The sequence below is a fragment of the Desulfuromonas acetoxidans DSM 684 genome (genome assembly GCF_000167355.1).
Classification (GTDB): domain Bacteria; phylum Desulfobacterota; class Desulfuromonadia; order Desulfuromonadales; family Desulfuromonadaceae; genus Desulfuromonas; species Desulfuromonas acetoxidans.
The window spans coordinates 300,584-313,951 of record NZ_AAEW02000001.1; the positions used below are offsets into that span (position 1 = coordinate 300,584).

Genomic DNA, 13,368 nt, shown 5'->3' on the forward strand with positions numbered 1-13,368 from the left:
TAAACTTTATGAAAATATTCATCCCTGCAATTCTCATTTTTTTATTGGCTTTTATCGGATTATCCATTGGCATCATTTTCGGTCGCAAAGGAATCAGCGGTTCCTGCAGCAGCAATGAAGGCAAACTTGCGGATTTAACGTGTACATGCGGTCGTGATGAAAATGATGGAACGAGTTGCGAAAACATCGCAGTCGAAGTCATTGATCCGGTGAAAAATCCTGAAGCATATCAAGAACTTTTAGCTGATATAAAAAAGCGAGACGTTACTGCCCAGTAATTTTGTTCATAAATATTCGCCGTACACTGTTTATGATCGTACTTTTATTTCACTATATCTTTCCGTTTTGACACTACAGTTTGCCTAGCAGGGGTGCTAGAGGGCGTTGTTATCAATCTGATGATTGATAACAACGCCCTTCCCTTTTCATTATGGCCAATTTGGTGACCACCCATGAGCTGTAGATCATACCTGCCCCTTTAATCGCTTTAATGGCGTTCTTGCACAGCTAAAACATTGCAATGGACACAATCGCAACAGACTTTTCACGCTCTTACAATAGCCTCAGGGTGAGCATATACGTCCGGTGATTTCATCATCACCCACACCAGTCGAGTTATTGACAATTTCCATTCAACATCACGGCCACAAGATCATTCTTTAATTCCACACACACCCAAATTCTGGCCATCGACTTCATATATATCCCTGTATGTTTTATCGTTTTTGATCGCTCAGATGTAAAGATATCTATAAATGAAACGCCAGACACAAAAAAGCCCTTCGGGAAAATCCGAAGGGCTTTTTATTCAGCGTGATCTGACGACGTATTACATCAATGTTTCAACGGCATGCTTTGCTGTCGCCAAAAGGCTCTGAGGCATGGCACCGATGATAATAATGGCCAGAATAAAGAATGTTCCGAGCAATTTAGCCGTGAACGGCAATGCAATCACCTCCTGATCGGAGTCAGGAGCACAATAGGCTGCTCGGGCCATCTTGAGATAGTAAAATGCAGCCACAGCCGCATTGATAACGGCAAGAATAACCAGTGCATAAAAACCCTTATGAATTGCCCCGGTAAACAGCATAAACTTACCAATAAAACCGATTGTCGGCGGAATACCGGCCATACCAAAGGCAGAGACCAACAAAGTCAACGCCAACAAGGGTGAACGGCGAGACAGTCCTTTCAAGTCATCAAAAGAGACGTTCTCACCATCCGGAGCTACGTTGTAAATGACGTAGAAACAACCCAGATTCATCAGCAGGTAGCCAATGACATAGAACACGGCCGCAGACATACCCATCTCATCAGCGGTCAGGATACCAATCATGACATAACCGGCGTGGGCAATACTGGAATACGCCAGCAGACGCTTAAGATCCGTCTGTACCAAGGCAGTCAAGTTACCAAGGGTCATAGACAGAACCGCGATAACAGCAAGAACCCAGGTTAACTGGCTGACATCATAACCAGCGACAGCAACAAAACGGATCAGCAACAGAACGGCACCAACTTTCGGCAGCGTTGCAACAAAGCTGGTTGTTTCGTTGGATGCACCCTGATAAACATCAGGAGTCCAGAAATGCATCGGAAACAGTGCCAGTTTGTAGAAAAACGCCGTCATGACAAGAATCATGGCGATAACAGCCAAAGGTTGAGTTGCAACCAGTGACGGCATCAACTGAGCCAGTTCATTGAGGTAGGTGGTATGGGCCAGGCCGAAAATATAGCTCATGCCATACAGGGTCAGTCCAGTTGAAGCAGCACCAAACAGAACATACTTGATACCGGCTTCCACGTGGATACGCCCCTGGCCATTGCGAAACGGAATCACCACATACAGTGCGTAAGATGAAATCTCGAGGCTAAGCAGAATCGTCAATAACTCCACTGAACTGCTCAGGAACATCAGCCCCAGAGCACTGATAGCCAGAAACATGTTGTATTCACAGTGGAGCTTACCTTCGATCCCGGTTAAACCACGACCAAGCAAGAACACCAGAAACAGGCCCCCGACAATCACCATCTTAAACAACTGAGAAAGCGAATCGACCAGATAAGCATCAAAGAAAAGACTGTCTTGTGCGTTCATGGACATAAACGTGGCCACAAGCGTCACGGCAGTCAATAACAGGCTGGCACCTTGAATGGTACCAGTGCGAAACTTGCCCAAGGTCATGAAGAACAAGACCAGGACCGTTAACATCAGTGCCAACTCGGGCAGAAAAGCTGTGTTTAACATAATTGATCCGATTCTTGAGTTAGAAGAGGTTCTTGACCCAGGCACCTGCTTGATTAAGCAGGGCGTGGTGTTCACCATGGTGAACAGCTTCCTGTACCGCGCTACCGGCATCAACCTGATGGATCAGGTGAGCCACACTGGTATCCATCATGTCAAGCAACGGCGTCGGATGTAAACCGATCCAGAATACGAATACGGTCAAGAATGCCAGTTGAATAAATTCTCTAAAGTTACAATCGGTCAGATGGTGTTCATCGCCATGATCATCACCGTGGTGGCCATGACCATCTGAATCGTCCCAAACCATTTTTTGCAACAGACGCAGCATATAGGCTGCTGCGAGAATCGCACCAGGAATTGCCAAAGCGCCAACCAGAGGATATTTATCAAACGCTCCGAACAGAACCAGGAATTCGCCGACAAAACTATTGGTACCTGGGAAGGCCAGCGAAGACAGGGAGAAGATGCCGAGGAAAGTGACATAAATCGGCATGAACATCCCCAGCTTACTGTTATCGGAAATCTCACGGCTATGTGTACGCTCATAGATCAGACCGATCAGGATAAACAGAGCACCTGTCGTGACACCGTGGTTGATCATCTGCAGCATGGCACCTTTGATACCGGCATCATTCAGCAGGAAAATACCCAGTGTGACAAAACCCATGTGGCCAACAGAGGAGTAAGCAATCAACTTCTTAATATCCGATTGACCAAGAGCCAGATAGCCACCAACGATGATACTGACCAACGACATGATGATCAGGTACGGCATGCAGTAGACCGTTGCGGCAGGTGCCATGGGCAGGCAGAAACGCAGGAAACCGTAACCACCCATTTTCAGCAGGATACTGGCCAGAATAACTGAACCGGCGACCGGGGCCTGAACGTGAGCAGCAGGCAGCCAGGTATGGAACGGGAACATCGGCATTTTGATGGCGAAGCCGAGAGCACACGCCAGGAAGATCCACATCTGATAGGAGAACGCAAAGTTATGATCCATCAACTCAGGGATAAAGAAGGTCCCTGTGGTGATGTACATCGCAACAATGGAAACCAGCAGGAAGATACTACCGGCAAAGGTGTAAAGGAAGAACTTGATCGAAGCATAATCCTTCCTGTCACCACCCCAGATTGCGATGATGAGATACATCGGCACCAGCATCCCTTCCCAGAAGATATAGAAGAGAACCGTGTTCAGGCTGACAAAAACGCCGAGCATCGCTGTTTCCATCAACAAGGTCACAATGATGAATTCCTTCATCCGTGTCTTGATATAGGTCCAAGAGCACAGGATACACAGCGGCATGACCAGCGTCGTCAACAGAACCAGCAGGACACTGATTCCATCCACACCAACCACATAATCGAGGTTGAGTGCCGGGAACCAATGGCGCAGTTCGACGAACTGATATTTCGCCGTGGTCTGATCAAATCGAGACCACAACGGCAATGAGATAACAGCAGTCACCAGAGTCACTGCCAGACCCCAGAATTTCAATAGTGTGTCACCACGCAAAAACATGGCCACAACAGCCCCGACTACCGGTATCAGCAGCAGCATCGATAAGATCGGGAAATTTAATGTATTCAGGATTAGATACTTTTCCATGACTTCCTACTGTCTATGAGTAATTGCCTATCCACTTACACGCAGGCTGTGTCAGATCAGAACCACGACAATCAGTACCAGGAAGAGCAGTACAACAGCCCCGCCAATGTATTGTTGCAATTTACCGGTCTGGAACTGACGAACCTGCTCGCCTCCCTTGACGACTCCGCGCGCACTGCCATCCAGTGCCCAGTCAATGCCTTCCCAATCAAACCAGGAAAGAGCGCGAGCCATCGCCATGGTAAAACGCAATCCGACAGTCTGGTAAACATTACTAACCCACTCATTGGTTGCACTGATGGGCTTGCGGGCGACCCACATGAACCAACCGGCACCGCGACGGTAAAACCAGTCGAGATCGAGGTTGGACACATCGTGGGGTTTGAGGTACTTCACCATGAGATAGAAACCCAAGCCGGTGAAACCGAGCAGATGAAACGTCTCTGTCAGGTGATAGCTGTTGTACGGATGGTAATTAACCGCGTACGGCAGCATGTCGTACAGGTAATCCGGGTAAACACCAAGGAAGATGCACATAAAGGCTGCCATAAACATACCGACTTGCATATTCCAGTAAGCTTCTTTCGGTTTGAGGCCGCAATCGTTAGGTCCAAACCAGATGAAGTAAGGCAGCTTGATGCCGACCGAAAGGAACGTACCAACGGCCGCCAGAGAAAGCATCAGCATCAGGATCAACTGATGGTTGGCACCTGCCGCAGCAATGATCATCGACTTACTGATAAATCCACTAGTGAGCGGGAAGCCAGAGATGGCGATACCGCCTATGACCGTAAAAATCATCGACAAGGGCATGTATTTGTAAAGGCCACCAAGCTCACTAAGCTTAGAACGACCCGTCATCTCCAGGACACTACCAACACCCATGAACAACAGGGCTTTATAGAGGATGTGAGCATAGGCATGAGCACAGGCACCGTTAATTGCCATCTCGGTGCCGATCCCAACACCACATACCATGTAACCGACCTGACTGACAATGTGATAGGCCAGAATCCGGCGGGCGTCATTTTCGATAACCGCGTAGCCAACCCCATACAGGGTCATGATGGCACCCATGATCGCCAGTGTTTCAAAACCGGCAAACCCACGTGCCAGAACATAAACGGCTGTTTTGGTGGTAAACGCACACATGAAAACCGCGCCCGTTACCGTTGCTTCCGGATAAGCATCCGGCAGCCAGGCATGGATGGGCGGTACAGCGGCGTTAAGCATGAAACCGATCATGATCAGATAATCTGCCAGGGTTGCGGTATCCGGTGAAATCGGAACAAAAGTCAGATCACCGAGGTTCTGGTAGCGCAAGAATATCCCGCCGAGCAAAACCAGGCCGCCGAAGGTGTGCACAAGCAGATAGCGATAACCGGCTTCAATGGACCGCTTACGTTTGCGGTACCACACCAGGAAAACGGAGGCAAAGGCCATCAGTTCCCAGAAGATGAAGACCACCAGATAATCACCTGCCAGGGTGGTACCCAATGAACCGGCAACATAAAGCCATGCTGCAGCGTGTTGGCCACTCTCCTTGACATGCAGACCGAAGATGCTGCCAATCAGCGCCATCAACGTGAAAACATGCAAAAAAACCATGGTCAACTCATCAACACGACCAAACTGCAGCTTAAAACCAAGCCATTCAACGCAACCAAAGGATGCCGGCAGATACTTAATCTGAATAAAGGCCAGCAGCGGTACAACGACCAGCCAGATCTTCTGGGCGTTGAATTTTTTGAATAAGGGAAGCAGCAGCGCACCGACAATAAACATGGTGGCTGGGTGCATAAAAATACTACTTGTCATAATGATCCGTGCCCCTCTCCAGCCATACGTGTGACAGCCCTTTACAGAATACAATCAATGCCAAACACCCGATCAGGCCGAACACAGCCCAGAAACCGACGATGTGGTCACCCCAGAAGTGCGCGTGGTGACGATCAGCAAAGAAATCGAATACGAGAGCGAACGCCAAAAACGACATAAACAGCCATTTCAACATGCTCGGTCTCTCACGCAGATAAGTAAGAAATTTCACAATCATGACTTCACCATCAGGTTAATGAGGTCGAGAAACAGATCAGGATAAATACCGATCAAAACAGAGATCGTTCCGGTGATCACCAGGGGAACCACCATGAACAGAATCAGAGGTTTCTTTTCAAGGCTACCGGTCAGCCCTTCATCAGCGGGCAACGGCTTGCCGAAGAACGCCTGAAGAAAGACCGGAACAAAATAACCGGCATTGAGCAAACTACTGGCAAGAAGGACACACAACAGAATCCAGTTGTGAATATCCATCGTACCCAGAGCCAGGTACCATTTCGTGACAAAACCACCAACCGGAGGCGCACCGATCATACCCAGAGAAGCGACACCAAACGCCATCATGGTAAATGGCATCCGCTTGCCCAGACCGCCCATCTCGGTAATATCTTTTTTACCGCTGGCAACAAAGATACAACCTGCCGCGAAGAACAGTGTGATCTTAGCAAAGGCGTGGTTGGCGATATGGATCAAACCACCAGTGATCGAGTTCGGCGTCAGCATGGCGACACCGAGAATGATGTACGACAACTGACTGACCGTTGAGTACGCCAAACGCGCTTTGAGGTTGGTCTTAGTAAGTGCGATGACCGAGGCGGTCAAGATGGTAAATGAAACAAAGTAGGCGGTAAAAATACCCAGCCCTGTTTCATGAAGGATGTTGGTACCGAAAATCGACAGCATGACACGACAGGTCGAGAACACACCAACCTTAACAACAACAACCGCATGAAGCAATGCACTAACCGGTGTCGGTGCCACCATTGCGTCAGGCAACCAGTTGTGCAGCGGCATGATACCGGACTTGGCAAAACCAAACAGACACAGCAGGTAAGCGATTCCAACCACAAAGCGATCTGCCTCCGCCGGGAAAATACCCTGTGCAACATTGGCGGTATTAAAGTCAAGCGTTCCACACAGAACGTAGATAATGACCATGGCCGGGAGTAAAAAGGCCTTGGAAGTGAACATCAAGTAGACGATGTACTTCTTGGCACCGGCATAGCCCTCTTCATCCTGATGGTGCATAACCAGCGGGTAGGTGAAGATGGAGACGATCTCGTAAAACAGATATAAGGTAAACAGGTTGCCGGCGAATGCCGCACCCATGGCTGCACCAACCGAAACGGCATAGCAGACATAGAATCGGGTCTGAGCATGCTCATCCAGCCCGCGCATATAACCGACACAGTAAAGACTGGCCAGAATCCACAGGAATGAGGCGACCAAAGCAAAGACAACACCCAGCGCATCCAGATTCAATTTAACAGAGATGCCAGGATACAACTCAAACAGCGTATATTGGAGTTGTTGTCCGTCCAGAATGATCGGCAGAAAGTTCAGGACCGAAACGAAAGTGATAATGGCGCCGAGCGTCGACCAACTGTCGCGCAGATTCGGCTTTTTGCCCGAAAACATGACGAGCAATCCCGTAATCATCGGGATCAGCGTTGTCAGAATAATCTTGCTGGTGATAATCGTGTTCATTGCAAGTGCTTTCTCAAGTGGTGTGTCGCGCTAGCAGAGCTGCGTGACTGCCGTTACAGATTCCATAACCGTCAGCAAAGCGATATCACATCTTAAGATCCTGAACCTGCTCAGGATCTTCACTTCGATATTTGCGGTACACTGCGATAATGATACTGACCACAATTGCTGCTTCAGCGGCTGCGATACCCATGATGAACAGGGTGTAAATCTGTCCGACAGCGGGGTTGGGTGCAACAAACCGGTTAAAGGCCATAAAGTTGAGCGCTGCACCATTCAGAATGAATTCACTTGAAATCAGCATGCCGATGAGAGAGCGGTGACGCAGCATGCCGTACAGACCGATGACCAGCAGAATGGCTGCAATAATCAGATAGGTATTTAAGTTATCGCTGATGATCATTTTGCCACTTCCTCCCGACCGCCTCGCGCCAGAATGATGGCACCGATAATTGCCGTCAACAAAATGACCGAAATCAATTCGAAGGCCAGGCAGTATTTGAACAGCAGATTCTCACCGATAAAGCGGATCGACATGTCGCCGATTTTTTCAGCCGCCGGTGCAAACTTAGTCTGCTGAATCGCGATAAACAAGGTCACAAAACCTGTGGAACACGCCCCTAAAGCAAGCAGCATATTCCGTCGACTGAGTTTGTCGGAAGACAATTGATCAGGTGTATTTCCGAGCATGACCCCGAGAACAATCATGATACAAACCGCACCCACATAGATGAGAATCTGCATCATGGCCAGAAAAGGACTACCAAGGTGGAAGTACAGGCCTGCAACACCAAACAGTGAAACAGCCAGGCCCAGTACCGCATGCATCAGCATCCGCGACCGAACGGCCATAAACCCGCCCATGAAAGTTAAAATCATGAACGCATAAAAGAGGGCTTCGGCGATGTATTCAAAAGCTATCATTCCCGTTCCTCCAACCTCTTCAGAATGTCATAGTGAAAATCTTCACGTTTGAATCCAGCCAGCTCGTATTCGTTGCTGTAATCAAGCGCATCTGTCGGACACACTTCAACACAGGCACCACACAGGCTGCACTTGGTAAAATCGAGAGTGAATTTAGTCAGGACCTTTCCTTTGACCCCTTCACGTTTTTCACCATCGACAACAATACAATCGGAAGGACACTCACGCATACAGCTTCCACAGGTAATGCATTTGTGGCTGCCGCTTTCGCTGTCTTTCACCAGATCAATGTGACCACGATAGTTCGGTGTCACCTCGATCTTCTGACGAGGATAATGTGTCGTTACCGTCGGTGAAAACAACGCCTTGAGAGTGACCTTCAGACCAACAATGAGGCTCCATCCGCCCGTAAATAATTCTGAGAAATAGGCTTTCATATCAGCTTCACAATCACAACAGTAAGAAGAAGATTAACCAGTGAGAACGGAATGAGATATTTCCAGCAGAAGTTCATCAACTGATCGAAACGGGTACGAGGATAGGTCCAACGGATCCACACCAGGAAGAACATGAGGAAGTAGACCTTGGCCAGGAACCAGATGATTCCAGTGTATTCAAAATAGGGCAGAGGAATACCAGACGTGCCGCCGAGGAAAAACACTGTGGCGATACTACAAGCGATGAACATGTTGGTATATTCAGCCATCATAAACAGACTGAAACTCATGCCGCTGTATTCGGTATGGAAACCAGCCGTCAGCTCACTCTCGGCCTCAGGGAGGTCGAAAGGTGCGCGGTTTGTTTCAGCAACCATACAGATGATATAAATCAGGAATGCCAGAGGTTGAAAGAACAGGAACCAACTACCTCCAGACTGTGCGGCAACAATCCCTTTAAGACTGAACGTATTGGTCACAAAGACAACCGACAGCAGGGCAATCAGCATCGGGATTTCATAGGCGACGTTCTGAGCAACGGAACGAAAAGCACCAAACAGGGAGTATTTATTGTTTGAGCCCCAACCGCCGACAAGAACGGCCAGTACGTTGATGGAGGCAACTGCCAGAATAAACAGCAGACCGACATCCAGATCAAACGCCTGAATTTTGTCGCTGAAGGGGATAACCAGCAGCGGCAGAAAAACAGGAACAAAAGACAGCATCGGTGCCAGGATAAACAGTTTTTTATCAGCCTGCGCCGGAACCACCAGCTGTTTGCCCATCAATTTGAAACCATCGACAAGCAGTTGAAGAATACCATGGAAACCAACTTCCATCGGGCCAGGCCGACGCTGGAAATGTCCAGCCAGTTTCCGCTCCATATATCCCATCACCAGCGCGTTGCCAAACACAACGACAATCGCACCGATCAGGAATGCAACCAACCGGACTAACACCGGTACCATATTCGCTACAGTTTCCATACGATCTACCTGTCAATCTCGGGGATTACGAGGTCCAGCGCACCCATTGCCGAAACAACGTCGGCAATCATCATCCCTTTGCACATTTCAGGAACAACACTCAGGTTGGAATAAGATGGGGTACGCACTTTCAGACGATAAGGAACATCACTGCCGTCGGCCACCAGGTAATAGGACAGTTCACCACGTGGTGCTTCGACAGAACTGTTGTAATCACCTGCAGGAATTTTAAGTTTCTTGGGCACCTTGGCCGCCATAACCGGACCTTCAGGCAATTTGTCCAGCGCCTGCTCAATAATGCGCAGACTTTGTTCCATTTCGCGGAAACGCACATTGAATGACGCCCAGGCATCGCCGCCGGGATCCGTGGGAATTTCGAAGTCAAATTCCGGATAGACGGAATAAGGCTCAGCGCGACGCAGGTCATAGGAAATACCAGCACCACGCAGCAGCGGGCCGGTTACACCGTAGCGGGCGCACAGTTCAGGCGTGTATTCGCCGATCCCCTTCAAACGTTTCTGCAGAATGATATTACCGTTGACCAGCTCCTCATACATGGGGAACCGACCGCGCAGACGATCGATAAAATTGCGGGTCGAGGCGACAAACTTGTCGTCAATATCCTTGCAGACTCCACCGACCCGGAAGTAGCAGTAGGTCAAGCGGGAACCGGTCACATCCTCAAGGATGTCGAGAATTTCTTCACGATCATCAAAGGCATACATGATCGGGGTGAAGGCACCGAGGTCGAGCAGGTAAGCACCAAACCACAACAGGTGACTTTGAATGCGGTTCAATTCCGACGTGATAACACGAATGTAATCAGCACGACGAGGAACCTCAATGCCTGTTGCTTTCTCAAGCAGCAGGGCATAACCGTGATTGTAAATCAACGCGCCGAGATAATCCATGCGAGCCGTATTGGGCATAAACGACTTGGCCGGTTTGAATTCAGCGATCTTCTCATGACACCGATGGCCGTACCCGAGAACAGGTTGGGGCTCAATAACATACTCCCCTTCCATCTCCAGCAACACACGAAGTACCCCGTGGGTACTGGGATGCTGAGGTCCCATATTCAGTACGAAGCGATGATGTCTTTCATCTTGCAATACTTCTGTATTCATCATGGCGATCAGCTTTGCTCCGGTTTCTTGGCGGCTTCAGGTTTCGCTGCTTCGTCAGAAGGCTCAGCCCGGCGTACGGCCGCAGCATCCTTCAACGCCTTTTCACTCTTAAGCAACGGCTTCAAATCCACATCCTCTTCCGCCAGAATCAGCGGCTCGAGGTTGGGATGGCCAACAAAGACAACTCCGTGGAAATCGCGCGTCTCACGCTCATGCCAGTTTGCACCGTGATAGATATCGGCGATGGTCGGCAATTCGCTTTTTTCGTTAACAAATGCACGCGCCATGACTCGGCAACGGGTTTCAACATGAGCAAACTGATAAACCACTTCAACAGCCGGATTAACATGCACGGCCATCAGGTCGACCAGATAAAAACCGTCTTTGAGCATCTGCATGGCAAAATCGCGCAGCTTGTCACCGGTCACGCTCAGGTCGTAGTCATAACCCGTTGTGGCGTAATCGACGGCTTCAACCTTTTCCGTAACAGCTTTCCACTGTTTAACAACGGTAGTCACATCCATGATCAGCGACCCTCCGGCATTTTATTTTGCGGGAATGGGAAGCGCTTGCCGGTAATCTTTTCCTGCAATTGAAGGATACCTTCAATCAGCGCTTCAGGGCGAGGCGGGCAACCCGGCACATACACATCGACCGGAATCAGCTGGTCAACACCGAGCACTACGTCGTAATTTGCTTCAACAGCAAATGGACCACCGGAGATCGCGCAGTTACCCAAAGCGATAACGTAACGCGGAGCCGGCATCTGCTCGTAAAGGGTTACAACAGCGGGAGCCATCTTCTTATTGACGGTGCCGGCAACGATCATCAGATCCGACTGGCGCGGTGACGGACGAAACACTTCAGCACCGTAACGTGAGATATCGAACCGGGCCATACCGGAACACATCATCTCGATCGCGCAGCAGGCCAGACCAAAGGTCATCGGCCACAGCGAGTTGGCACGACACAGATTGAGAATCTTGTCAGCCAGCTCCAGCTGCACCATTGCCCCCGGATCACTGAGCTGTGTTCTTTCAGGAAGAGCACCTTCGTAGCGCTCTTCGCACTCCTTGGTGTAGGAGTGGACTCTTAGCAGACTTTTCTTTTCGGCCACGTGAATACTCCTTTGACCCAGGCATAAACAACTGCCAGCGACAAAATACCTACAAAAATAACCAGTTCAGTAATCCCCCGAACCGCCGAGACCTTATCAAAGGCCGTGGCCACCGGGAACAGGTACAGAACATCAACATCGAATGCCAGAAAGATCAGCGCATACAGATAGTAGGCAATATCAAAACGGATATTCCAGGCCGACCCATAGGGATCCATCCCACATTCATACGGCTCCAGCGTCTTGCGAAACAACACACGAGGCGCAAGCAACCTGGAGATCACCAATGGTCCCAGACCGCAGGCAATACCTGCAATCAGGAACACCAACACATAGACATAATCGACCAAATACTGTTCGGCCATACCTCTTGCCTCCCTGAAGGGAAATTTCGTGCCCAGACGACAACGCTATCTGTGCACAGGTTCCAGTCGCAAACGTGCAAATACACGTAATTCATTCAGTATAAAAAACCTCGTATTTTCTATCGGAATGCCTAGTGCTTGTCAAGATTTTATTAAATCCGCAATAACCCACAAACCCAGGCATTTCCTAAACATCTGTTTTAACAGCTTTCTTCTTTTGCGTGCTCAAGCTAAAAGAAAAGCCATTCTGAATACTGTATACAAATAGACTTCCTGCCACATCAGGTATTTACTCCCTGATCAGGCGGCTTTTTAATCCACTCAGCAAATTCGTTTGACTTCCCAAAGACCCTATGCTAACCAATTTTTTTGCTTATTACTTAACTTCCCAGCTACGAAAGAAGCGCTACCATGAGAAACAACATTGTCCACATCGGTGCCGGAGAACTGACGTATGAGATCCGGGCAATTGTCGAAATCGCCGAAACCCTCGGCAAACTTGGCATCAAGACCAATATGGAAAACATTGGCGACCCGATTGCCAAAGGTGAAAAAATCCCCGACTGGATGAAACAGATCGTTGCCGACCTGGCAATGAAAGACTGTTCTTATGGCTATTGCGCGACAAAGGGGATTCTCGATACGCGCGAATTTCTCGCCGAAATGACCAACAAGCGCGGCAAGGCCCAGATCTCTTCGGAAGATATCATTTTCTTCAATGGCCTCGGTGATGCCATTCAGAAGGTTTACGGCTTCCTTAAACGTGAAGCCCGGGTCATCGGTCCCTCTCCGACCTATTCAAACCACTCCTCCGGCGAGGCAGCTCATGCTGGACAGGACCCAGTCTCCTATCGACTCGATCCGGATAACAACTTGGATCCGGATCTGGATGATTTGCGCCAGTCCGTCAAATACAATCGGAGATCTGCGGCCTGTGATTATCATCCGGAAAACCGAATGTGCAGCAATACGAGCGAATCCGTAAAATTATCAAGTGCCAGATTTA

General features: G+C 49.2%; 15 protein-coding genes. 2 read left to right on the forward strand and 13 right to left on the reverse strand.

The window, feature by feature from the left end; genetic code table 11:
- Positions 1-8: 8 nt before the first annotated feature.
- Complete coding sequence (locus tag DACE_RS01310) at positions 9-278, forward strand: hypothetical protein (protein ID WP_005997699.1); 270 nt, start codon at positions 9-11, stop codon at positions 276-278.
- Positions 279-829: 551 nt separating this feature from the next.
- On the opposite strand, the gene DACE_RS01315 is transcribed toward DACE_RS01310, so the two are convergent.
- The 13 genes from DACE_RS01315 to DACE_RS01375 all read right to left on the reverse strand — a co-directional run bounded on the left by DACE_RS01315 (position 830) and on the right by DACE_RS01375 (position 12,362).
- On the reverse strand, positions 830-2,248 hold the full coding sequence (locus tag DACE_RS01315; protein WP_005997700.1) for an NADH-quinone oxidoreductase subunit N: 1,419 nt from the start codon (positions 2,246-2,248) through the stop codon (positions 830-832).
- A gap of 19 nt (positions 2,249-2,267) precedes the next feature.
- Complete coding sequence (locus tag DACE_RS01320; protein ID WP_005997701.1) at positions 2,268-3,860, reverse strand: complex I subunit 4 family protein; 1,593 nt, start codon at positions 3,858-3,860, stop codon at positions 2,268-2,270.
- 51 nt (positions 3,861-3,911) lie between these two features.
- Positions 3,912-5,678, reverse strand: a complete 1,767-nt coding sequence (locus tag DACE_RS01325) for a Na(+)/H(+) antiporter subunit D (RefSeq protein WP_005997702.1) — start codon at positions 5,676-5,678, stop codon at positions 3,912-3,914.
- Positions 5,668-5,874 carry a hypothetical protein gene (locus tag DACE_RS01330; protein WP_155808934.1) on the reverse strand — a complete coding sequence of 69 codons (207 nt, stop codon included), beginning with the start codon at positions 5,872-5,874 and terminating at the stop codon, positions 5,668-5,670. Before DACE_RS01330 ends, DACE_RS01325 begins: the two co-directional genes overlap by 11 nt.
- Before the next feature lie 38 nt (positions 5,875-5,912).
- The gene (locus tag DACE_RS01335; protein ID WP_040365820.1) at positions 5,913-7,406 is read right to left on the reverse strand and encodes a monovalent cation/H+ antiporter subunit D family protein; all 1,494 of its coding nucleotides are present in this window, start codon (positions 7,404-7,406) and stop codon (positions 5,913-5,915) included.
- Positions 7,407-7,491: 85 nt separating this feature from the next.
- Positions 7,492-7,809, reverse strand: coding sequence for an NADH-quinone oxidoreductase subunit NuoK (gene nuoK, locus DACE_RS01340; protein WP_005997706.1), 318 nt, complete (start codon positions 7,807-7,809; stop codon positions 7,492-7,494).
- Positions 7,806-8,330 (reverse strand): NADH-quinone oxidoreductase subunit J family protein, encoded by a 525-nt coding sequence (locus DACE_RS01345; RefSeq protein WP_005997708.1) that lies wholly within the window; start codon positions 8,328-8,330, stop codon positions 7,806-7,808. Before DACE_RS01345 ends, nuoK begins: the two co-directional genes overlap by 4 nt.
- Positions 8,327-8,767, reverse strand: coding sequence for a NuoI/complex I 23 kDa subunit family protein (locus DACE_RS01350; protein ID WP_005997710.1), 441 nt, complete (start codon positions 8,765-8,767; stop codon positions 8,327-8,329). Before DACE_RS01350 ends, DACE_RS01345 begins: the two co-directional genes overlap by 4 nt.
- Positions 8,764-9,753, reverse strand: coding sequence for an NADH-quinone oxidoreductase subunit NuoH (gene nuoH / locus DACE_RS01355; RefSeq protein ID WP_005997712.1), 990 nt, complete (start codon positions 9,751-9,753; stop codon positions 8,764-8,766). Before nuoH ends, DACE_RS01350 begins: the two co-directional genes overlap by 4 nt.
- A 5-nt stretch (positions 9,754-9,758) precedes the next feature.
- Positions 9,759-10,883: an NADH-quinone oxidoreductase subunit D gene (locus DACE_RS01360; RefSeq protein ID WP_005997714.1), complete on the reverse strand. Its 1,125-nt coding sequence runs from the start codon at positions 10,881-10,883 to the stop codon at positions 9,759-9,761.
- A gap of 5 nt (positions 10,884-10,888) precedes the next feature.
- Complete coding sequence (locus tag DACE_RS01365) at positions 10,889-11,404, reverse strand: NADH-quinone oxidoreductase subunit C (protein WP_005997716.1); 516 nt, start codon at positions 11,402-11,404, stop codon at positions 10,889-10,891.
- A 2-nt stretch (positions 11,405-11,406) separates the two neighbouring features.
- Entirely contained in the window at positions 11,407-11,889 is a 483-nt protein-coding gene (locus DACE_RS01370; protein WP_050769952.1) for an NADH-quinone oxidoreductase subunit B, read from the reverse strand.
- A gap of 83 nt (positions 11,890-11,972) precedes the next feature.
- Entirely contained in the window at positions 11,973-12,362 is a 390-nt protein-coding gene (locus DACE_RS01375) for an NADH-quinone oxidoreductase subunit A (RefSeq protein WP_005997719.1), read from the reverse strand.
- Positions 12,363-12,773: 411 nt separating this feature from the next.
- Between DACE_RS01375 and DACE_RS01380 the strand changes: the two genes are divergently transcribed.
- Positions 12,774-13,368, forward strand: a 595-nt coding sequence (locus DACE_RS01380) for an aminotransferase class I/II-fold pyridoxal phosphate-dependent enzyme (RefSeq protein ID WP_155808936.1), incomplete at its 3' end; no start/stop codon positions are given.